We start from the raw sequence: 21,576 nt of genomic DNA on the forward strand, positions 1-21,576 counted from the left end.
CGATGCCTCACCATCAATCCGAGTACGACGACGCCGAACCGAGCTTGGTCCGGCCGTACGCGCTCACCGAAGGTCGGACCCTGCCGTCCATCGACCTCCCACTCGAAGCGATCATCGCGACGATCGAAGACGCGGTCTCGAACAATCTTGCACCGCAGGATATTCGTGCATCGATCGTCGCACTCTGCGAGCAGCGGATCTCGGTTGCCGAGATCGCTGCCCACCTGGGTGTTCCGATCGGAGTCGTGCGGGTACTGGTCGCCGACCTCGTAGTAGCCGGATCACTGGAAATACATGCCACTCTGCGAAGCGACGCATCTCGAGTCGAGCGACGCGAACTGATCGAAAGGACCCTCAGTGGACTTCGGGCACTCTGACTCATCGTCTCGCGTGAAATCGACAAAAATCGTGATCGCCGGGGGTTTCGGTGTTGGCAAGACAACACTTGTGGGGACCGTCTCCGAAATCGTCCCCCTTCGCACGGAGGCCATGGTCACCGACGCCAGCGACGGTATCGACAATCTCGGATCCACTCCCGACAAGAGCACCACGACGGTCGCGATGGACTTCGGGCGTATCACTCTCGCTGACGACCTGGTCCTCTATCTGTTCGGAACCCCGGGACAGCGCCGCTTCTGGTTCATGTGGGACGACCTGATCACCGGTGCGATCGGTGCGGTCATTCTGGTCGACACGCGTCGCCTGGAAGACAGCTTCGCCGCAGTCGACTTCTTCGAGGCGCGAGGCCTCCCGTTCATCGTGGCGGTCAACCGTTTCGACGGCGCACCAATCCATTCGGCGAGCGATCTCCGCCAGGCGTTGGCTCTACCCAACCGGGTTCCCATGATCGAGATTGACGCCCGAAACCGCGAATCGGCCAAACGCGCGCTGATCGCCGTCACCGAATACTCCCTCGAACGACTTGCAGCTGAAGCAGTCGTCTAGATGAATCACCAGATGCGAATCGTCGCCGAAAGGAACTGGCATGTCGGATGAAATGCACCATTTCTCGATGGGAATCTGGCTGCTCGGACTCGCCTACGTCGTGTCCGTGGTCGGGTCGGTAGTCGGCCTGGCGTGCACCAGGCATTCAGCGTCCGCGACGACAACCGCCACACGCATGCGATGGCTCGCCATGGCTGCCTTGTCGATCGGTGGCGTCGCCATCTGGCTCATGCATTTCATCGCCATGCTCGGCTTCGCGGTCCCCGGCAGTCCCATTCGATACAACCTCGGATGGACCGTGATCTCCGCGATCATCTCAGTAGGGGCCGTGTTTGTCGGCCTGCTGATCATCGGGACCGAATTTCGCTGGACGCGGCTTCTGATCGGGGGCGTGGTAACCGGTCTCGCCGTGAACATCATGCATTACACGGGTATGCGCGCCTTGCGCTTTCAGGGCGAGATCCACTACGACCTGCTCTTCGTTGCACTGTCGGTTCTCATCGCAGTCGTCGCCGGAACCGCTGCACTGTGGTTCACCATGGTGCTCGAGTCCACGATTCTGCGTTTTGTCGCCGGAATCATCATGGGCATCGCCGTCGTCGGTATGCACTACACCGGAATGGCCGCTGTCGAGGTTGTTCACGACGCGGCAGCCCCGGCGCCGCAGGGACTCGAAGTGTTCTCATTCCTCTTCCCTGTCTTCGTTCTCGGCCTGCTGGCGTTGGCAGTTCCGATTGTCGCAGTGCTGACAGCACCCAACCGTGCGACGGCACGAATGGAATCCGCCGCCGACGATCTGGCGTTCGAAGCACGAGAGTTCGCGATCTCGAACTGAGCAGAGTACGGGGCGAGTTCACGTAAATCGACAACGCCCCGTACATTTCGGGGATGGTGGATGCCGGACACAACCCCCAGCCATCGACTCGCGCAACGCTGGTCGTGATCGGTGGTTTGCCGGCCACCGGCAAGTCGACGATCGCGCGGGCGCTTGCGCAGCGTCACCAAATCCCCTTCATGCGGATCGATACCATCGAACAGGCGCTGATACGCAGCGGTATCGCTGACGCGTCCGGGACCGCCGGATACATCACCGGGTACGCGCTCGCCGCCGAACAATTGCGACTGGGACTTTCGGTCGTGGTCGAATGCGTCAACCCCGTCGAGGCGACACGAAACGCCTGGTCCGCTACCGCACAACATAATTCGGCGCGCCTGCTCGGTGTCGAGGTCATCTGTTCGGATCCCGACGAGCATCGCAGACGCGCTGAACGGCGAGTCGTCGACATCCCGGATCTCGTACTACCGACGTGGCAGGAAATTCTGGATCGAGACTACGAGCCGTGGACTACGGAACGGCTGGTGCTCGACACCGCAATCATGGACTCCGACAGTGCAGTACGACGCATCACAGCCAAGATGCTGTAGCGTGCGAGCTGCTCACAAGGTGAGAACGAAGAATGCGCTGTTCGGGTCTTCGCGGTAGTTCCCGAACGGTGGACAAGGCACGAACCCGAATTTCGCGTACAACCGGCGAGCTGGATCGAAGAACTCTTGCGTACCGGTCTCCAATTCGAGTTGCCGGTAACCTCGTTGTCTCGACTCGTCCACGACGTGTTGAAGAAGTCGCGTTCCCACGCCACGCCCCCTTGCTGCCGATGACGTTCGCATCGACTTGATCTCGCCGCCCGCCGACGACCGTTCCTTGAGTGCGACGCAACCGAGTAACTCGTCACCTTCGCTCCACAGCGTCCACATGGTCACAGAGCTATCCATCAGCCCCGTGACGTCCAGCGCGTGAACGCTGTCCGAGGGCGAGGTCGCGTGCATGTCGGCGAGATGTTCGGTGAGTAGAGCACGGACCGCATCCCGACTCAAGTCGTCAATTTCGATTCGCACAGATCCTCACTGTCCTCTTCGCTTCCGGCAGTACCGAATGAAAGTATGACTGTCCGTCACTTCGCCGAAGGCCTGGCCCGAACGTGGATGCGTTCTCCTTGGGGGCCGAACAGACTCAGTACCTCGACCGGGCCGCGCCCGTCACTGCCGAACCAATGCGGGTTTCGGGTGTCGAATTCAGCAGCTTCACCCGTACCCATCACGATGTCGTGATCGGCCAACACCAACCGCAACCTCCCCGACAACACGTACAGCCATTCGTAGCCGTCGTGCACTTGGGGATCCGGTTCCGTCTGGCTTGCCGGGATGGTCATCTTGAATGCCTGCAACCCACCCGGTTGCCGAGTCAGCGGCAATACCGTTCGCCCACTGACGCTTCGAGGCGCACTCTGGATGCGCGGATCGGCGACCTGCGGTGCCGCCACCAGTTGGTCCAACGGCACTTGGTGGGCAAGCGCGATCGGAAGCAGCAACTCCAAGCTCGGGCGACGCTCCCCCGCTTCGAGCCTCGACAGGGTGCTCTTCGAAATACCGGTGGACTCGGACAGCGCTGTGAGTGTGACGTTCCTCTGTGCACGAATGCGTTTGAGGCGCGCGCCGATCTGCGAGATGGCGGCATCGATGTGCGGACCGTTGACATTCATGGTGCCGAGTCTGACGGCGATTCCCAGAAATGGCAACATTAGTTGCTGAAGAACCCCCTCCGCGAGCAATCTGTGCTCATGCGAACACACACTGAAACTGAGATCCTCGACGCCGTGATCGTCGGCGGTGGCGCCGCCGGACTCAGCGCAGCCCTGGTGTTGGGTCGTGCTCGGCGCTCGGTCGCCGTCATCGATTCCGGCAAACCGCGCAACGCACCGGCAGCACACATGCACGGCTTCCTCTCGCGCGACGGCATGGCGCCACGTGAGTTGCTCGCCGTCGGACGCAGCGAATTGCAGACGTACGGAGTGGAATTGACACAAGATGACGTAGTCGACATCTCCTGGCGCGGTATCGAACCCGGCTTTGTCGTCGAACTTTCAGGAGGCACGACGCTCGAAACTCGTACTGTGCTGGTTGCCACCGGTCTACGGGATTCACTCCCGGAAATACCAGGCATCCAGGAGCTTTGGGGACAAAGCGTGCTCCATTGCCCGTACTGCCATGCGTACGAGATCAGCGACCAACCGATCGGCGTTCTCGGCGGCGACGCTCGCGAGATGTCACTTCACCAGGCGTTTCTACTCCGACAGTGGTCGTCGGATGTGACGTTCTTCCCCGACAAGATCTCGCTCACCCCCGACGAACGCGCGCGACTGGCTGCCCGAGGAGTGACGGTTGCCGACGGATCGGTATCTGGATTGGTCTGCGAGAAAAGCAAACTGAAAGCCGTCGAACTCGACAACGGCCAACTTGTTGCGCGCTCAGCACTGTTCGTTGCGCCGCGTTTCGTTCCGAACGACGCACATCTGACGCGACTCGGCTGCAAAACCAGCCCCACGGGATTCGTGGCTGTCGATCGTTCCGGCGCCACCAGTGTTCCTGGTATCTGGGGCGCCGGCAACGTCGTCGACCCTCGCGCTCAGGTAATCAATGCTGCGGCGGCAGGTTCGACCGCGGCAATCGCGATCAACGGATATCTGGTCGAGCAAGATGTCGAATCGGCTCTTCGTTCGACCGAGCCGGAAGGGGGCTTCTCGGCGACCGTGGAGCAACGCGTCTGCGAGTTGAACGGCGGCAGCGCCCTCCACGGCTTGTGACCGAGGCGTCTACGTCGCGGGGCCGCCGTGCAACTTCTCGTAGGCGGCCTTCTCGGCGTCGTGGCGCGAGATCTTCTTCGGGTTCTCGAGGTCGGAAGGCAAACCGTGACGCTCGAGGCGGCGCGACCTGTTCTGAGCCATGTAGGAGACCGAATAGAACAGTGCCAGAAGCACTCCGAGCAGCACCATCGATGCCCGCAGGGCCCACGGTCCGGGGAAGAGCATGAAGGCCGCGAACACTGGAATGAACGGCACCATGCTTCGGATCAGGTGACGCGGCACGGCCCAGTCACCGATCAGGTCGTTTCGTACCCAGTCCTGCATCGAATCGGGCAGTTTGCGCCCCACTGAATAACCCAACCACTGAAGAGGATTCGGGCTCGTACGTTGCTTTTTGGAAGTCACGGAAGTCACCTGTTCGGTACGCATCGACGGTACTGACGCAGTCATCACGTTTCTTTCGGATGCAGTCATCACATTTCTCTCATTGGTCCAAGGCTCCGGCGCGGAGCGCGGCCTCGTTGACCCGCGTCAGAACATTGTGGAGTTCTTCGAGTTCGGCGAGGCTGACGCCGAGCTTCGCGACAACCGCCGGCGGGATCTTCTCCGCCTCCGCGCGCAGTGCCACACCGGCTTCGGTGAGGTCCACGTCCAGTTGCCGTTCGTCGGCGCGGCTACGGGTTCGCGTGATCAGTCCGGACGCCTCGAGTCGCTTGAGGAGCGGCGACAGCGTCGGCGAATCGAGTTGCAGTGCCTGCCCGATTTCCTTGACCGCCATCGGCGACTTTCCCCACAGTGCCAGCATCACCAGGTACTGGGGATGCGTGAGGCCCATCGGCTCGAGCAGTGGCCGGTAGACGGACAGCACCGCCCGGTTCGCGACCGCAAGTGCAAAGCACACCTGCCGGTCGAGAGCCAGCGGATCATCCATCTGCGTCTGCGGAGCCTTCGTCGTCATGAATCCGATGTTATCAGATTAATTAGTGCAGAAACTATTATTGCACTAATCAATCTGGCGACGATCGTCACTCTTCTCCAACGTCGACGTGGGTTGCCCGGTGAGACCCACGTGCGCTTCCGCCCTCATTCGCTCCACCATGTGCGGGTAGTGCAGCTCGAACGCCGGACGCTCACTGCGGATGCGCGGCAACTCGGTGAAGTTGTGACGCGGCGGCGGGCAGGTGGTTGCCCACTCCAGCGAGTTTCCGTAACCCCACGGATCGTCGACGGTGACAACTTCGCCGTAGCGGTAGCTCTTGAAAACGTTCCAGATGAACGGAAGCGTCGAGGCACCGAGCACGAAGGCAAAGATCGTGGACACCGAGTTCAGCACCGTGAACCCGTCCGAGGGCAGGTAGTCGGCATAGCGACGCGGCATCCCCTCGCCGCCGAGCCAGTGCTGAACGAGGAACGTGCCGTGGAAACCGACGAACGTGGTCCAGAAGTGCCACTTGCCGAGACGCTCGTCCATCATGCGACCGGTCATCTTCGGGAACCAGAAGTAGATACCGGCGTACGTGGCGAACACGACCGTACCGAAGACCACGTAGTGGAAGTGGGCGACGACAAAATACGTGTCGGTGACATGGAAGTCGATCGGCGGGCTCGCGAGAATGACACCCGACAGACCACCGAAGAGGAAGGTGATCAGGAAGCCGACCGAGAACAGCATCGGCGACTCGAAGGTCAACTGCCCCTTCCACATCGTGCCGATCCAGTTGAAGATCTTCACACCTGTCGGCACGGCGATCAGGAACGTCATGAACGAGAAGTACGGCAGGAGAACAGCACCCGTCGCGTACATGTGGTGAGCCCACACCGCGATCGACAGAGCTGAAATCGCCAGTGTCGCATAGACCAATCCGGTGTACCCGAAGATCGGCTTACGGCTGAAGACCGGGAAGATCTCCGAGACGATGCCGAAGAACGGCAGCGCGATGATGTACACCTCGGGGTGACCGAAGAACCAGAACAGGTGCTGCCACAACAGAACTCCACCCGACGCCGGGTCGAAGATGTGTCCACCGAGGTGACGGTCGACGAACAGACCCATGAACGCAGCGGTCAGCAGCGGGAACGCCATCAAGATCAGAATGCTGGTGATGAAGATGTTCCACGTGAAGATGGACATCCGAAACATCGTCATACCTGGTGCGCGCAGGCAGATCACGGTGGTGATCATGTTGACCGCACCGAGAATGGTGCCGAGGCCACCGACCGTCAGACCGAAGACCCACAGGTCGGCGCCGACGCCGGGACTGTGCACCGCACCCGACAACGGGGTGTACGCGGTCCAACCGAAGTCGGCAGCGCCGCCCGGCGTGAGGAATCCGCCGAGAACGATGAGACCACCAAAAGTGAAGAGCCAGAACCCGAATGCGTTCAGACGCGGGAACGCCACGTCCGGGGCACCGATCTGCAGCGGAAGTATGTAGTTCGCGAAGCCGAAAACGACGGGCGTCGCATACAGCAGCAACATGATCGTGCCGTGCATGGTGAACAACTGGTTGAACTGCTCGTTCGAGAGGAACTGCATCCCGGGGACAGCCAGTTCCGCACGCATGAACAGGGCCATCAGGCCGCCGATCAGGAAGAACACGAAAGCCGTGATCATGTACATGATCCCGATCTTCTTGTGATCGGTGGTCTTGATCATGTCGAACATCCACGACCCCTTGGGATCACGGCGCTTCGGGTACGGCCGCTCCGGAATCGGCTCCAACTCTCCGGTCCGCTCGTCCGGCACCGTTGTCGTCATGCTCGCGCGTCCTCTTTCGTGCTCGATACCGCCTCAAGAACTTTCCGCACGACCATATCGCATGTTAATAGTTAATGCACAAACTAAGTGTGGCCGACGTGAGCATCTATCGAAAACCGAACGTACGCAACCTTTTGCAGATTTCGGTGAGATAAAGTCAGGCGGCGGAATAGGTCGAGGGTCCGCCGCGTTGAACAAACCCGTGACTCTTCCCGACACATCGACAGCACCCGAGGCCTCCGCGTTGCGCGGCCTCTTCGAGCCTTTCGAGGTCAAATCACTCTCGTTGCGTAACCGTTTCGCCATGGCCCCGATGACGCGCGCCTTCTCGCCGGACGGAATCCCCGGCGCCGACGTAGCCGAGTACTACCGTCGTCGCGCAGCAGGGGGTGTCGGCTTGATCATCACCGAAGGCACGTACATCCCGGACCCGGCAGCCGGCCCGCACACCCGCGTACCGCGCATCTACGGCGATTCGAGCCTGGGTGGCTGGAAGTCGGTTGTCGACGCCGTCCACGCCGAAGGCGGATCGATCATTCCTCAGCTGTGGCACCTCGGAGTCGAACGCGGCGAGAACTCACGCCTGAACCCCGAGGTCGAAACCGTCAGCCCCTCCGGCCTGGCACTGGACGGCACCCGCCTGGGACGAGAATTCACCACCTCTGACCTCGACGACTTGAAGCAGTCGTGGGTCGACGCCGCACTCAACGCGAAGAACACCGGGTTCGACGGTCTCGAGTTGCACGGAGCACATGGCTACCTGCTCGACGAATTTCTCTGGGCGGGAACCAATGTCCGAACCGACGGCTACGGCGGATCACTCGAGGCCCGCACCCGTTTCCCGGCCGAGGTCGTCGCCGCAATCCGAGAGGCCGTCGGGGACGAGTTTGCGATCGTCTACCGATTCTCGCAGTGGAAGTCCGGCCATTACGACGCTCGTATCGCCCAGAGCCCGGCAGAACTCGGCCGCATCCTCACTCCCCTGGTCGACGCCGGCGTCGACGTTCTGCATCCGTCCACGAGGCGTCATTGGGAACCGGCATTCGCTGAACTCGACGGTGAAGACGGCACACTCGGCCTCGCCGGTTGGACGAAGAAGCTGACCGGGTTGCCGACCATCACCGTCGGTTCGGTCGGACTCGATTCCGTGTTCACGACGGCATTCACCGGCGAAGCTGCATCTGCTGTCACCGGACTGGAGCGTCTCGAAGCTCAGTACGAGAGGGGTGAATTCGACATGGTTGCCATCGGGCGCGCGCTGCTCGCCGATCCCGAGTGGGTCGAGAAGCTCCGCACCGGACGCGCGGACGAGCACATCGCATTCACCGCAGAACATCGCACACACCTGAACTGACCTCGCACGACAAAACGGCACTCCCGCAATTGTGGGAGTGCCGTTTGTGGGTCTGCCGGAAGTACTAGCTGCCGAGCGTGACCGGGTCGGGGCCGATGCGGCCGGCCGGGTCGTCGAGAGCACCGATTGCGTTGATCTGTTCCGGTGTCAGTTCGAATCCGAAGACATCGAAGTTGGCGGCGATACGTTCGGGGGTCACCGACTTCGGAATCACCACGTTTCCGATCTGCAGGTGCCAGCGAATGATCACCTGAGCCGCGGTGACGCCATGAGCGTCGGCGATAGCGGTGATGACGGGGTCGCCGAGAACGGTTCCCTGTCCGAGCGGGCTCCACGCTTCCGTCGCGATTCCCTTGCCGGTGTGAAAGGCGCGCAGTTCGGCCTGGTTGAACTTGGGGTGAAGCTCGATCTGATTGAGGACCGGCACCTCACCGGTTTCGCCGATGACGCGCTCGAGGTTCTCGATGGTGAAGTTGGAAACGCCGATGGATCGAACCCGTCCGTCGGCCTTGAGCTTCTGGAATGCCTTGAACGTCTCGACGTACAGGTCCTTGGACGGAACCGGCCAGTGGATCAGGTACAGGTCGAGGTACTCGAGACCCAACTTGTCGAGGCTGGCGTCGAATGCCGCAAGCGTCGAGTCGTAGCCCTGATCGTCGTTCCACAGTTTTGTCGTGATGTAGAGGTCTTCGCGGGCGATGCCGGATTCGGCGATCGCGCGGCCGACGCCCACCTCGTTGCCGTAGATCTTGGCGGTGTCGATACTGCGGTAGCCGGTCTTCAGGGCTGTGGAGACGGCCTCCTGCGTCTCGTCGTCCGGAACCTGGAACACACCGAATCCCAGTGCGGGGATCGTCTTACCGTCGTTCAGAACAATGGTCGGTACAGAGGTCACATCGTTGGTCTCGGTCATATGTGGATCCAACGCACGGGCGCCAGGAGGCATTCCCCACCGAACCTCCTCTTCGCACCCTTGTCGCACCCGAAATGCCGGTCTACCTTGGAATACAAGTAATCGAATCGCCTCGAGAAAAGAGAGAGCGATGAATCTCGGATATCGCCTCGCCTACAAGGTCGGCGTCACTCCATGGGAGCACACCGGTCACGGCTTCGACGCTCAACTGTCCGGCCTTCTGGATGCGATTCCCCTCCCGGAAGGTGGCCGTGCACTCGATATCGGTTGCGGCACCGGACGCCATTCCATCGAGCTGGCGCAACGCGGGTGGCACGTCACCGGCGTCGATGCCGAACAGGAACCGCTGGACAAAGCGCGCATTCACGCGCGTGAAGCACACGTCGACGTCCGGTTCCTCCACGAGGACGCGGCAGACCTGCACATTGCTGTCGACGGCGGGCACATGCTGGTGCTCGACATCGGCTGTTTTCACGGGCTCACCGATCATCAACGACGCGACTACGGGAGGTCGGTCAACGCGATCACCGCACCCGGGGCGTCCATGGTGATGTTCGCATTCGGGCCAGGTCACCGTTGGCCGATGCCACATGGCGTCTCCGAGGAGGACGTCATGCGAGCATTCGACGGTTGGTCGATGGCCTCGAGTACGGCCGCCGACGTGAGTGAATCGCCACTTCCGGTCCGTGCGGCACATCCGTGCTGGTACCACCTGGTCCGTGGCTGACTGCTGTGCGCCTTTATTAACCGCCCGCGGTTAATAAAGGCGCACAGCACCGGGGATACTTCTCAGGTGACTGCAACACTGCGCATCAGCGGCCTCTCTGCTTCCCGGGGAGAACGCACCCTGTTCTCCGACCTCGACCTCACCGTTGCCCCCGGCGACGTCATCGGCCTCGTCGGCGCGAACGGCGCCGGCAAGTCGACGCTTCTCACCGCACTGGCCGGAATCGGAACTGCCGACGTCGAAGGTTCGATCATCCTCAGCCCGCCGGATGCTGCGGTCGGTTACCTCGCGCAGGAACCCGATCGCATCGAGGGTGAGACCGTCCTCGAGTTCCTCGGCCGCCGCACCGGCGTCGCCCACGCCGAGGAAGTCATGAACGCCGCAGCCGAAACCCTGGCCGAAGCCGAAGAGGATCTGTACTCCCCGGCACTGGAACGCTGGCTCGCTCTCGGCGGCGCCGACCTGCTCGAGCGCGCCGAGAAGGTGGTCGAAGAACTCGGTCTCGGAGTTCCACTCGATGCACATATGACGGCATTGTCCGGCGGTCAGGCCGCGCGCGCCGGCCTCGCGTCACTGTTGCTTTCGCGCTACGACATTCTCTTGTTGGACGAGCCCACCAACGATCTCGACCTACGCGGTCTCGAGCAGTTGGAGCGATTTGTCGCCGAGACGCGCGCAGCACTGGTTGTCGTGAGCCATGATCGCGAGTTCCTCTCGCGCACCGTCACCGGAATCGTGGAACTCGATCTGGCACAACAGGACATCGCCGTGTACGACGGCGGCTACGAGTCGTACCTCGCCGAACGCGAGATCGCCCGCCAGCACGCACGCGAGGCGTTCGAGGAATACGCAGGCACCCGCTCCGATCTCGAAGATCGCGCACAGATGCAGCGCAACTGGATGGAACACGGCGTCCGCAACGCGCGTCGTAAAGCCAAGGACAACGACAAGATCGGACGCGGATTGCGGACCGAGTCGACGGAGAAGCAAGCCGCGAAGGCACGCCAGACTCAACGTCGCATCGAGCGACTCGAAGTCGTCGAGGAACCGCGCAAGGAGTGGGAACTTCGCATGGAGATCGCGGCGGCGCCGCGGTCCGGTTCCGTTGTCGCAACCACGAACGGCGCCAAGGTAACTCGCGGTCAGTTCACGTTCGGTCCGGTCACGACGCAGATCGACTGGGGCGATCGAATTCTCGTCACGGGCGCGAACGGGGCAGGCAAGACCACCCTCCTCAACGTCCTGCTCGGCAAACTCGTCCCGGACGAGGGCATCGCGTCGCTGGGTTCCGGTGTCGCGATCGGTGAGATCGATCAGGCGCGTGGATTGTTCGAAGGTGATCAACCAGTCGTGGAGGCCTTCGGGGCACAGGTTCCGGACTGGCCCGATGCCGATGTCCGCACTCTCCTCGCCAAGTTCGGCCTGCGCGGACACCACGTACTCAGATCTGCCGCTTCCCTGTCCCCCGGCGAGAGAACAAGGGCTGCACTTGCTTTGCTCCAGGCTCGCGGCGTGAACCTACTGGTACTGGACGAGCCGACGAACCATCTCGACCTTCCGGCGATCGAACAGCTCGAGCAGGCAATGGAGTCGTTCGAGGGAACCCTCCTTCTGGTCACTCACGATCGACGCATGCTGCAGTCCACCCGAAGCACGCGCCGGTGGCGAATGGAGAACGGACAGCTCTTCGAGGAGTAGCCGATCGACTCTGCTTGCGCAGACAACCCGCGTGTGCAACTATTTATCAGGCGCACGCAATAGTTGCATGCGCGGCATAGGTGGCCCGCGGATGACATGATCCCCCGTCGAGCTGCCACATCCCAGTCCCGAAAGGCACTCTTCAATGTTGTCGATCCCCGACCGCACACTGACTCACGGAACCACCGGCGAGCCGATCACCATCCCGCAACTCGGGTACGGCGTTTTCCAGGTACCGGACGCGCAGACCGAAGAGGTCACTGCCACCGCTCTGGAGATCGGCTACCGCCACATCGACACGGCCGCGATCTACGGAAATGAAGCCGGGGTCGGCCGCGCCATCGCAGGTTCGGATATCCCTAGGTCAGAGCTGTTCGTCACCACCAAGCTGTGGAATGACGATCAGGGCCACGACCGAACACTCGCCGCTTTCGACACGAGCCTCGACAAGCTCGGACTCGACTACGTCGACCTGTATCTGATCCACTGGCCCGCGCCGGCAAAGGGCCTGTTCGTGGAAACGTGGGCCGCTTTCGAGGAGATCCTCGCCTCCGGCCGTGCCCGTGCGATCGGCGTGTCCAACTTCCTGCCCGAGCACCTCGAACTGCTGGCCGAGCACAGCTCGATCACCCCGGCCGTCAACCAGATCGAATTGCACCCCAGACTGCAACAGCACGCGTCACGGGAGTACGCGCGAAGTCGCGGCATCGAAATCGAGGCTTGGAGCCCATTGGGACAGGGAACCATCCTCGACGACCCGGCCATCGGGAAAATTGCTGCAGCACACGGCAAGAGCCCGGCACAGATCATTCTGCGCTGGCATCTCGAACAGGGTCACACCGTTCTGTCGAAGTCGGTCACGCCTGCCCGCATGCGCGACAACGCCGCAATCTTCGACTTCACACTCGATGCCGACGAGTCAGCGGCCATCGCAGCGCTGAACACCGACAGCCGTGTCGGGCCTGATCCAGTCGAATTGAACTGAATCGAAACGGCTTCAAGAATTTTCGTGGGGAGTCAACGTCAGCAGCACAGAATCGACGGACTGCTCGGCCAGGAGCGCGTCCAGCGGTAAGTGACGGAACAACGCTCGGTAATAGATCGGCGACGCCAGCGCGTCCAGGACGAAGTCCAGGTCGAAGTCGCTCCGAATGTCGCCGCGTAGCCGCGCCGATTCCAGCACTGCCGCAGTGGAATCGCGTCGAGGCTGAAAGAATGCCGACTGGAAATCCCGCGCCAATTCCGGGTCCGCCGCCAGATCCGCGACCAACGCGGGCAGGATCCGACCGACTACCGTTTCACTCAGTCCCACAACCAATGTCGTGATGCCGGCGACCAGGTCTGCCCTGAGATCGCCGGTGTCCGGCGTTGGATCAGTGCCGATGTGCGTCACGACGACGTCCACCACCAGATGCCGCTTCGACGGCCATCTCCGGTAGATGGCGGGTCGATGCACGCCCGCTCTCGTCGCCACCGAACCGATCGACAGCTCCGCATATCCGTTCTCCCCCAACAACTCCAGGGTTGCCGCCAGAACGGCGTCGTCGATCCGCTCGTCGCGGGCGCGCACCATCTACAGCACCGGCCGCGGCATGAGCACCAGACGCCAGCCGTCGGGATCTTCGAAAGTCATCCCCGCATTCTCCTCCCAGTACGGATTCTCGGCGCCAACGGGTTCGTGCCCTGCTTCCCCCAACCTCTGAACTACCTCGTACATCGCCGACTCGCCGGCGAAGTAGAGCACCAACAGGTTGTCCTGCGTCGGCGCCGGGCACGGGCTTCCGTCTTCGTGGGTCGTGAATTCGAGGTGATAGTTCGAATCCGGCAGACCCAGCATAATTCCGTCGTACCCGGCATGACCGGAGAACCGGTAGAGCTCTGGCAATCCCAGACAGTCGCGATAGAACGTAATCACGTCGTCGAGCCTGTCGGTGGGTCGCGCTACGCGCACTTGCACTACTGCGAGGTCGTTCGGCCAAGTTGTCATTCCAAAACAGTACAGTACGTACCGTAATGTTTCGAGAAGATGGCTGCCAGCCTCCCGACGGCAGCTCGCTGCAACTACAAGCGATCATTCTCCGGAAACGCCGCCTTGGGCATGAACTTCAGCCTGGCGAACAGCACAGACAGTTTAGTGGGCTGCGACTCCACCGGGCGATCGGACCGGTACAGCAACGCCTGCTGCGGGGTACTCACCCATTCACTGGCGAAGATCTCACCGAGGCGCGAAACCGGCACGTGCGACCCGTCCTCGAGTCGAACGGTGACGTCCGCCCCGATGTCCGACTGGCCGTACACGACCCACCACGATTCGCCTTCCACATCCCCCGGAGTGTGCTGCCCGATACCGATGACTGCACCCTTCTCCATCGGATCGCGCCAGACCGCTTCGCGCCCTTGCGGTCCCACGCAGTAGCTACCATCCTCGCGCACCTGCACGACCAGGCCGGACTCTTCGAGCACCAACTGTTCGACCACTATGCCAAGCCCCTTCCGTTGCCCGAACCTTATCCGCCGGCACGCCCCAGAAGCGGAACAATCGCGGTTCGTGTTGACAAATTGTTGGGTTTTTACAACACTTTGATGCATGAGCCCAGTCCGGCGGGGAGACGCGCTCCCCATCTTCAATCGCATCGGAGTGCTTCGCGCCGAGCGGAAGATGAGCCGGGCACAGCTTGCGCAACTCGTCGACGTGAATCCGCAGACGGTGGGGGCACTCGAACGCGGTGACCACTACCCCAGCCTGGATCTTGCATTCCGAATCTGCTGGGTGTTCGACCTCCCGGTGGAGGCGGTGTTCTCCCGGACGGAGTTCGGGCCGCTGTCGACGGAGGTCTACCGGAATGCACCGTCGACGGAGGTCTACCGATCTGACCGCACTACCGAGGGGAGTGAAAAGCCAAGTGCCTGAATCAAATCTGATCGACCGCTACCAGGCCCACCGCACTCGGCGGTTCCTGCAGAACGAGGAGACGTTCCGACATTGGCTCCCGAATTGGCGAACCCGTCGACGTCGGCGCGTACTCGTCGTCGCCCTGGCGGTCCTGTTCACCACGATGGTTGCCGTCAGCACAGCATGCCTGTTCAATCCGCTCTTCGCCGTGGCATGGCCGGTCCTCACCCTGCTGTTCCTGCCGACGTGGTCCTCACTTCAAATCGTGTCAGGCCGGCAAGGGGATGCTCCGCGGCAGGCGTTGGACGAATGGGAGATCCAGCAACGCAACGACGCTCGCTCCGTCGGGCTCAGCGTGACCCAAACGTTGGTCTTCATTGTCGCCATTTTCCTCATTTTCACCTCGTCGGTGCAGTGGAATGTAGAGAGGCTGCCTTACACGGGAGGTTTATTGGCACTGACTGCAATGCTGATCGGCGCGTGCACACCCGCGATGATTCTCTCGTGGACCAATCCAGACCCGGATCCGATTGATTCGGAAGAGTTCGATCTCTGACCCGTATTACCGAAGCGCACCACTCGACCGATGGGAAGGACCCATGTCAGCCACCCTCACGATCGACGGCATCTCGAAACGCTACGGCGACGTCGTCGCACTCGACAACCTGAGTTTCGAAGTGCGCCCAGGCGAGATCTTCGGATTCGTCGGCAGCAACGGCGCCGGCAAGACGACCACGATGCGCATTGCGCTGGGTGTGCTCGGAGCAGATTCGGGAGAAGTTCGCCTCGGCGGCAAACCCGTCGACCTCGACGTGCGTCGCACTATCGGATACATGCCGGAGGAACGCGGCCTCTACCCCAAGATGAAGGTGGGAGCGCAACTTTCCTATCTGGCCGAGCTACACGGACTGTCGAAGGCCGACGCGCACGCGGCCACTGAGCGGTGGACCGAACGTCTGGGCATCGCCGAACGCGTCAAGGACACCGTCGATTCCCTGTCCCTCGGTAATCAGCAACGTGTGCAGCTCGCGGCGGCGCTGGTTCACGACCCATCGGTACTCGTTCTGGACGAACCGTTTTCGGGCCTCGACCCCGTAGCAGTCGATGTCATGAGTGACGTGCTGGTCGAGAAGGCTCGCACCGGCGTTCCCGTAATCTTCTCCAGCCATCAGCTGGATCTGGTGGAGCGCCTGTGCGATCGCGTGGGCATCATCAGCCGCGGCAGCATGCGAGAGATCGGAACCGTCGACGAGCTACGAGGCAAGGGCGACGGCCGAATCGAAGTCTTCGCCCCTGACGCGCCGGTCGGTTGGGCACACCATCTGATCGGTGTCACCACACTGAGCCACCTCGACGGCCGAACGCTCCTGAGCGTCGACGGCACGGCCGACGATCAGCAGATCCTGCACGCAGCATTGAAAACCGGACCGGTGCACGAGTTCACGCTACGACGTCCGTCACTGACCGATCTGTTCCGAGAGGTAGTAGCCGCATGAGCAACCAGTTGAGCGGAGGTCGAGCCATCGGGTTGGTCGCCCGACGCGAATTCATGACGCAGATCTCGAAGAAGAGTTTTGTGATCAGCAACGTCATCATTCTGGTCGCGATCATCGGCGGCATCATCGCCTTCTCGCTCTTCTCCGGCGGCGACGAGGACAAGTCGAAGATCGGCTTGGTCGGCAACCAATCACTCAGTGCCACGATGGTGTCCATCGGCGACACCCTCGGAAATCCGGTGACGGTAACGGAGGTTTCCGACGACGGCACCGCGCGTGATCAAGTCAAGGACGGCGACCTCGACGTGGCCGTGATCGCTGGATCGGGCGGCGGCGTCACTGTCGTGACCAAGAAGGAAGTAGCCACGAATCTGCGGGCCGTCATCGAGAGTTCCGTTGCACAGCAGGCACAATCGAATGCGCTTTCCGCTGCGGGGATCGACCCGGCTCAGCTCGCCGAAGCCACGTCCACCGCAGTGGTCACCATCGATGCCATCGATCCCCCGGATCCCGAACAGGGCCAACGTATAGCGATGTCGATCGCTGCTGTGGTGCTCCTGTACATGCAGATCCTGTTGTTCGGAACGTACGTGGCGATGGGCGTCGTCGAGGAGAAGTCCAGCCGTGTCGTCGAGTTGCTGCTCTCCACTCTCCGTCCACTGCAGTTGTTGTGGGGCAAGGTTCTCGGAATCGGTGCTGTCGGCTTGATGCAGATGGCTGCCTATGCCGTCGCGGGCGTCGCCACCGGACTGGCGACGGGCGTCCTGACCGTGACGGGCACCGCAATCGGCGTTCTGTTCGGCACTCTCGGGTGGTTCATTCTCGGCTTCCTCTTCTTCGCCGTGCTGTACGCCGCGGCCGGGTCCATGGTCTCGCGACAGGAGGACGTCAACGCCACCGCGATGCCTCTCGCGCTGCTCGTCATGGCAATGGTCAGCGTGGCTTTCGTTTCGGTGAGCAATCCAGAAGGAACCCTGAGCAACGTGTTGAGTTGGATTCCGCCGTTCTCGGCAATCCTCATGCCCCTGCGCATTTCCGCCGGTGTTGCTTCTCCGTTCCAGATCGTGGGAACGATTCTGCTGATGCTGGTCGTGACTGCTGCGCTGTCGATGATCGCGGCAAAGATCTACCAGCGCTCCATCCTTCGTATCGGCAAGGTCGTTTCGTGGAAAGAGGCGTTCGGACGCTGATTTATCCGGCGCACAACTGACGCCACACGATCACGGCAGCACCCCGCCCAGGTAGGTTCATCCTGGACGGGGTGCTGCTTACTTGGAGGACGTTGTGCGAATCTCGGCCGAAGAACTACTCACTGCGGTACTCGATCCCGAGAGCTTCGTCTCTTGGGACTCCCCGCCCGTCGACGTCGGACCTGGCGCGAAATACGCGGAAGACCTGGCGAAGGCCCGCGAGAAGAGCGGAGTTGACGAGTCCGTCGTCACCGGTGTCGGTACCGTTCGGGGACGTCGGGTCGCGGTAATTGCCTGTGAATTCAGCTTTCTCGCCGGTTCGATCGGAGTTGCTGCAGCCGAGCGGATCGTGACCGCTGTCGAACGTGCTACGGCAGAACAACTCCCGCTGCTGGCCTCGCCCACCTCCGGCGGAACGCGGATGCAGGAGGGCACCGTGGCGTTCGTTCAGATGGTGAAGATCGCTGCGGCAGTGGCTGTTCACAAAGCGGCACACCTACCCTACCTGGTTTACCTGCGCAATCCCACCACCGGCGGGGTCTTCGCCTCGTGGGGATCCCTCGGCCACATCACCGTCGCGGAACCCGGTGCTCTGGTGGGATTCCTCGGACCCCGTGTCTACGAATCCCTGTACGGCGAAAAGTTTCCCGACGGTATCCAGACGTCCGAAAACTTGTATCGCAACGGCGTGATCGACGGCGTCGTCCCCGTCGACCGCCTCCGTCTGCTGGTCAACCGAGCGTTGTGCGTGCTCACCGATCCCCCGGCCCCGGCGGCCACGGACCCGATTCCCTCACCCGAGATTCCCGATGTTCCCGCCTGGCAGTCGGTGATGCTCTCGCGCCGGGCCGATCGACCCGGCATCCGGCAGTTGCTCCGCCATGCCGCAACTGAACAGGTACCGCTCAGCGGCACCGGGCAGGGTGAAACCGACAAGACGATCTTGCTCTCGCTCGCCCGCTTCCGAGGCTTTCCGTGCATCCTGCTCGGCCAGGACCGCAGTGGCCAATCCGCGCTCACCACGATGGGACCGGCCGCGCTCAGGGAAGCGCGACGGGGCATGAAACTTGCCGAAGAACTACAACTCCCGCTTGTCCTCGTGATCGACACTTTGGGCGCGTCGCTGTCCAAAGAAGCTGAAGAACGTGGACTGGCCCCTGAGATCGCCCGTTGCATCGCCGACCTCGTGACGCTGAAGACCCCGACAGTGTCGGTGTTGCTCGGCCAGGGAACAGGCGGCGGGGCGCTCGCGCTGCTGCCCGCCGATCGGGTACTCGCGGCACAGAACGGGTGGCTCGCTCCCCTGCCGCCGGAAGGCGCAAGCGCGATCGTCCATCGCGACATCAGTCACGCACCGGAGATGGCGGCAGCGCAGGGCATTCGTTCGTTGGATCTGCTTCGAGACGGCGTGATCGACGCGATCATTCCCGAAACGCCTGACGCGGCCGACGAACCCGTGGAATTCTCCAAGAGGGTAGGGGCTGCGATAGCGCACGAACTCTTCGTGCTTGCCGAAGAGTCGGACACCGATCGCCAGTCCTCCCGTATCGCGCGCTATCGAAACCTGGGAGTTCCGCAATGACGACGAAGGACCGGAATGCGCTGACGCTGCCGCACAGTTACGACCGCGCGGCACTCGCTCGTTTCGAATTGTTCCTGTTCGCGGGCATCGCCACCGTGCTGATCACCCGCGCATATCTGGCGGCAACGGGCTATCCCCAGATCGGGGGCGGCGCCCTCCACATCGCACACGTTCTCTGGGGCGGATTGCTGATGGCCGTAGCCATCGTGGCGACCGCCATCACCGAAGGCTCTCGCACGCGTGACCTGGCCACGCTCGTCGGCGGAATCGGGTTCGGTCTCTTCATTGACGAGGTCGGAAAATTCGTCACCGCCGACGTCGATTACTTCTACCAGCCTGCCATCGCGATCATGTACGTCGTCTTCGTTCTCTTCTATCTTGCCGCGCGCGAGGTGGTGATTCGGCGCGGAATGAATGATCGTCATCGGCTCGCCATCGGGGCGCGAGCGCTCTCGGACCTCGCTCTCGGTCAGCTCGACGAGATCCAGTACAACCACGCCCTCCGCGTACTCGACGGCGTCGAAGACCGCAGCCTCACCGACCTCGTCGATTCGATCAAAGCCGGCCTGCATTCACAGACTCCGCCGACCGGCGGTATCGAATCGAAGATCACTCGTGGCCGCAACGCGTTCTTCCACCGTGCCGAGGAACTGCTCCGGCACCGGGTCGTCCGCCGACTGGTACTGACCCTGTTCGTACTGCAGGCTCTTCTGGCGATTGTCCAGGTGATCTACGCGTTGGTTTCCGAGAACGTCGTCGAGGCCGACGACGTCTCCGACCTGGTGGTCCAGATCTCCACCGTCGCAACCGGAGTTCTTGTGGTTCTGGGAGTGTGGTTCCTCTTCCGAGGTCCGTACCTGCGAGCATTAAGGCTCCTGCGTGCATCCCTCATCGTGAGCCTCCTGGTGACGCAGGTTTATCTGTTCACACAGGACCAGTTCGGCGCGCTTTTCGGATTCGCGGTGTCACTGTTCATGCTCGCGACTCTCCGCATCGCGATTCGAAGCGAAGAGTCCGCCGCAGCTCTACCGCAGTAATCCTCTACCGCAGTGGGACCGCAGGCCGACTCGGTAGATCGCGGATCCCGCGGAGCGGGCTGAAGAGCAGGACCAATCCGCACGGCGCGATCAGGCAGGCCATGATCCACATCGTCCCGCGCGGATCCACTGCGTCGCCGAGGTAGCCTGCCGTCAGCGCACCGAGCGGAATGCTGCTGTGCAGCAGGAACATACTCGTTGCCACCACTCGTCCGAGGCGGTCCGGCGGACAGTAACTTTGACGGAAACTGCCGAGCACCACGTTGCACGACACGACGCCCGCAACCATCACCATGCCGCCGATGCAGAACCAGAACAGGCCGGCACCGTACGTCGTCAGAGGTGCTAACAGGATGAACGGTCCCGTCACCAACTGACAGGTGAGAACGCTTCGGGCAGTGCCGAATCTGCGGCCGAGCGGGCGCGCGATCATCGATCCGACAATTCCGCCCACCCCGGCAATCGCCAGGAGAAGCCCGAGTCCGAACTCCCCCACGCCAACCGTCTTTTCCAGGAACACGATCTGGATCGTGGAGTACCCGGTGAGACCGAAATTGAGCAGAGTGCCGTAGACGACGATCGACCGCAGATACGGATCACCGGCGACGAATCGCAGTCCGAGCGCAATCTGGCGTCGCAACGGTTCTCGCTGATTCTGTCCGCGATGGACGGTCTCCTGCACACGAATCAGCCAGATGCATACGAAGCAGAAGGCGAACGTGAACGCGTCGACAACCAGACCGGCCGCGAGCCCGACAGTTGCAACCACCAGCCCACCGACGCTTGGGCCGATCACCCGAGTTGCGGCCTCGGCGCCCTGAATCTTCGAGTTCCCTTCGACAAGATCCGCTTCGGCGAGCACCGTGGGGAGATACGAGTGATAGGCCGCCTGGAAGAAGACGGTGGCTGTACCGGTGAGCAGCGCGACCAGGAGCAGGTGGCCGTATGTCATCGCCTCCAGGAAGCCGGCGATCGCGATGCTCGCGAAGAACAGCGCGCACGCAGCGTTCGCGATCATCATGATCGGGCGCCGAGGCAGCCGGTCGATCCAGGCACCGGCTGGTAGTCCGACGATCAACCACGGCAACCACACTGCCGATGCCAGCACACCGATCTGGAAGCTACTCGCGTCCAGTTCGCGAAGCGCGATCAGCGGCAGTACGACGGTCGTGACACCGTTTCCGATACCGCTGACTGCGTCGCCGGTCCACAGAAGTCGGAAGTCACGCAGAGCGAGGACTCCCCAGAAGCCTGCGCGTTGCGCTGCACCTGTCACATCGATCCCCCCCCCTTTCAGTCCCTGCCCTATCCCACCCCTGCGCGCCACTGGCCGACGGGACAG

Annotated in this window: 25 protein-coding genes; 15 read left to right on the forward strand and 10 right to left on the reverse strand. The window is 62.1% G+C overall.

Annotated elements, in window-relative coordinates; genetic code table 11:
• Window positions 1-2 precede the first annotated feature (2 nt).
• The 4 genes from GN300_RS03125 to GN300_RS03140 are packed head-to-tail and all read left to right on the forward strand — an operon-like array spanning window position 3 to window position 2,370.
• Entirely contained in the window at window positions 3-377 is a 375-nt protein-coding gene (locus GN300_RS03125) for a DUF742 domain-containing protein (protein WP_007727785.1), read from the forward strand.
• Entirely contained in the window at window positions 358-945 is a 588-nt protein-coding gene (locus tag GN300_RS03130) for an ATP/GTP-binding protein (RefSeq protein WP_003940118.1), read from the forward strand. Before GN300_RS03125 ends, GN300_RS03130 begins: the two co-directional genes overlap by 20 nt.
• A gap of 40 nt (window positions 946-985) precedes the next feature.
• Window positions 986-1,780, forward strand: coding sequence for an MHYT domain-containing protein (locus GN300_RS03135; protein WP_003939865.1), 795 nt, complete (start codon window positions 986-988; stop codon window positions 1,778-1,780).
• A 53-nt stretch (window positions 1,781-1,833) separates the two neighbouring features.
• Window positions 1,834-2,370, forward strand: a complete 537-nt coding sequence (locus tag GN300_RS03140) for an AAA family ATPase (protein WP_058226099.1) — start codon at window positions 1,834-1,836, stop codon at window positions 2,368-2,370.
• Window positions 2,371-2,382: 12 nt separating this feature from the next.
• Here GN300_RS03140 and GN300_RS03145 read toward each other — a convergent pair whose 3' ends face one another.
• Window positions 2,383-2,841: a GNAT family N-acetyltransferase gene (locus tag GN300_RS03145; protein ID WP_063315927.1), complete on the reverse strand. Its 459-nt coding sequence runs from the start codon at window positions 2,839-2,841 to the stop codon at window positions 2,383-2,385.
• A 56-nt stretch (window positions 2,842-2,897) separates the two neighbouring features.
• On the reverse strand, window positions 2,898-3,524 hold the full coding sequence (locus GN300_RS03150) for a helix-turn-helix domain-containing protein (RefSeq protein WP_082654801.1): 627 nt from the start codon (window positions 3,522-3,524) through the stop codon (window positions 2,898-2,900).
• Between the two features lie 33 nt (window positions 3,525-3,557).
• On the opposite strand from GN300_RS03150, the gene GN300_RS03155 reads away from it, so the two are divergent.
• A complete protein-coding gene (locus GN300_RS03155; RefSeq protein ID WP_070160662.1) occupies window positions 3,558-4,586 on the forward strand; it encodes an NAD(P)/FAD-dependent oxidoreductase in 1,029 nt (342 codons plus the stop codon).
• Between the two features lie 9 nt (window positions 4,587-4,595).
• On the opposite strand, the gene GN300_RS03160 is transcribed toward GN300_RS03155, so the two are convergent.
• From GN300_RS03160 to ctaD, 3 genes are read right to left on the reverse strand one after another with little or no spacing between them, the layout of a single operon-like run.
• Window positions 4,596-5,015: a DUF5313 family protein gene (locus GN300_RS03160; protein WP_042451127.1), complete on the reverse strand. Its 420-nt coding sequence runs from the start codon at window positions 5,013-5,015 to the stop codon at window positions 4,596-4,598.
• Window positions 5,016-5,070: 55 nt separating this feature from the next.
• Entirely contained in the window at window positions 5,071-5,544 is a 474-nt protein-coding gene (locus GN300_RS03165; RefSeq protein ID WP_003939892.1) for a MarR family winged helix-turn-helix transcriptional regulator, read from the reverse strand.
• A 45-nt stretch (window positions 5,545-5,589) separates the two neighbouring features.
• A complete protein-coding gene (ctaD, locus tag GN300_RS03170) occupies window positions 5,590-7,344 on the reverse strand; it encodes a cytochrome c oxidase subunit I (protein ID WP_046379038.1) in 1,755 nt (584 codons plus the stop codon).
• A 202-nt stretch (window positions 7,345-7,546) separates the two neighbouring features.
• Between ctaD and GN300_RS03175 the strand changes: the two genes are divergently transcribed.
• A complete protein-coding gene (locus tag GN300_RS03175; RefSeq protein ID WP_007733403.1) occupies window positions 7,547-8,698 on the forward strand; it encodes an NADH:flavin oxidoreductase in 1,152 nt (383 codons plus the stop codon).
• 64 nt (window positions 8,699-8,762) lie between these two features.
• Here the strand turns inward: GN300_RS03175 and GN300_RS03180 are convergent, their stop codons facing one another.
• Complete coding sequence (locus GN300_RS03180) at window positions 8,763-9,611, reverse strand: aldo/keto reductase (protein ID WP_037128502.1); 849 nt, start codon at window positions 9,609-9,611, stop codon at window positions 8,763-8,765.
• A gap of 130 nt (window positions 9,612-9,741) precedes the next feature.
• Between GN300_RS03180 and GN300_RS03185 the strand changes: the two genes are divergently transcribed.
• The 3 genes from GN300_RS03185 to GN300_RS03195 all read left to right on the forward strand — a co-directional run bounded on the left by GN300_RS03185 (window position 9,742) and on the right by GN300_RS03195 (window position 13,021).
• Window positions 9,742-10,338: a class I SAM-dependent methyltransferase gene (locus tag GN300_RS03185; protein WP_063315926.1), complete on the forward strand. Its 597-nt coding sequence runs from the start codon at window positions 9,742-9,744 to the stop codon at window positions 10,336-10,338.
• A 66-nt stretch (window positions 10,339-10,404) separates the two neighbouring features.
• The gene (locus GN300_RS03190; RefSeq protein WP_030535395.1) at window positions 10,405-12,036 is read left to right on the forward strand and encodes an ABC-F family ATP-binding cassette domain-containing protein; all 1,632 of its coding nucleotides are present in this window, start codon (window positions 10,405-10,407) and stop codon (window positions 12,034-12,036) included.
• Between the two features lie 145 nt (window positions 12,037-12,181).
• A complete protein-coding gene (locus GN300_RS03195) occupies window positions 12,182-13,021 on the forward strand; it encodes an aldo/keto reductase (RefSeq protein ID WP_063315925.1) in 840 nt (279 codons plus the stop codon).
• 12 nt (window positions 13,022-13,033) lie between these two features.
• Here GN300_RS03195 and GN300_RS03200 read toward each other — a convergent pair whose 3' ends face one another.
• From GN300_RS03200 to GN300_RS03210, 3 genes are all read right to left on the reverse strand, one after another.
• A complete protein-coding gene (locus GN300_RS03200) occupies window positions 13,034-13,609 on the reverse strand; it encodes a TetR/AcrR family transcriptional regulator (RefSeq protein WP_063315924.1) in 576 nt (191 codons plus the stop codon).
• Entirely contained in the window at window positions 13,610-14,023 is a 414-nt protein-coding gene (locus tag GN300_RS03205) for a VOC family protein (protein WP_042451168.1), read from the reverse strand.
• 74 nt (window positions 14,024-14,097) lie between these two features.
• Complete coding sequence (locus tag GN300_RS03210) at window positions 14,098-14,514, reverse strand: hypothetical protein (RefSeq protein ID WP_233272329.1); 417 nt, start codon at window positions 14,512-14,514, stop codon at window positions 14,098-14,100.
• Window positions 14,515-14,623: 109 nt separating this feature from the next.
• Between GN300_RS03210 and GN300_RS03215 the strand changes: the two genes are divergently transcribed.
• The 6 genes from GN300_RS03215 to GN300_RS03240 all read left to right on the forward strand — a co-directional run bounded on the left by GN300_RS03215 (window position 14,624) and on the right by GN300_RS03240 (window position 20,234).
• On the forward strand, window positions 14,624-14,947 hold the full coding sequence (locus GN300_RS03215) for a helix-turn-helix transcriptional regulator (RefSeq protein ID WP_003940147.1): 324 nt from the start codon (window positions 14,624-14,626) through the stop codon (window positions 14,945-14,947).
• Complete coding sequence (locus GN300_RS03220) at window positions 14,940-15,485, forward strand: hypothetical protein (RefSeq protein WP_003939943.1); 546 nt, start codon at window positions 14,940-14,942, stop codon at window positions 15,483-15,485. Before GN300_RS03215 ends, GN300_RS03220 begins: the two co-directional genes overlap by 8 nt.
• 43 nt (window positions 15,486-15,528) lie before the next feature.
• The gene (locus GN300_RS03225; RefSeq protein WP_003939757.1) at window positions 15,529-16,425 is read left to right on the forward strand and encodes an ABC transporter ATP-binding protein; all 897 of its coding nucleotides are present in this window, start codon (window positions 15,529-15,531) and stop codon (window positions 16,423-16,425) included.
• A complete protein-coding gene (locus tag GN300_RS03230; protein WP_007733417.1) occupies window positions 16,422-17,615 on the forward strand; it encodes an ABC transporter permease in 1,194 nt (397 codons plus the stop codon). The genes GN300_RS03225 and GN300_RS03230 overlap by 4 nt, the downstream gene beginning before the upstream one ends.
• Window positions 17,616-17,709: 94 nt before the next feature.
• Window positions 17,710-19,197, forward strand: a complete 1,488-nt coding sequence (locus tag GN300_RS03235; protein ID WP_003940141.1) for a carboxyl transferase domain-containing protein — start codon at window positions 17,710-17,712, stop codon at window positions 19,195-19,197.
• A complete protein-coding gene (locus tag GN300_RS03240) occupies window positions 19,194-20,234 on the forward strand; it encodes a hypothetical protein (RefSeq protein WP_007733419.1) in 1,041 nt (346 codons plus the stop codon). Before GN300_RS03235 ends, GN300_RS03240 begins: the two co-directional genes overlap by 4 nt.
• A 4-nt stretch (window positions 20,235-20,238) precedes the next feature.
• On the opposite strand, the gene GN300_RS03245 is transcribed toward GN300_RS03240, so the two are convergent.
• Window positions 20,239-21,510, reverse strand: a complete 1,272-nt coding sequence (locus GN300_RS03245; RefSeq protein WP_063315923.1) for an MFS transporter — start codon at window positions 21,508-21,510, stop codon at window positions 20,239-20,241.
• Between the last annotated feature and the right edge of the window lie 66 nt (window positions 21,511-21,576).

Origin of the sequence: Rhodococcus sp. Ni2 (assembly GCF_021352185.1) — a bacterium.
GTDB lineage: Bacteria > Actinomycetota > Actinomycetes > Mycobacteriales > Mycobacteriaceae > Rhodococcus_F > Rhodococcus_F qingshengii.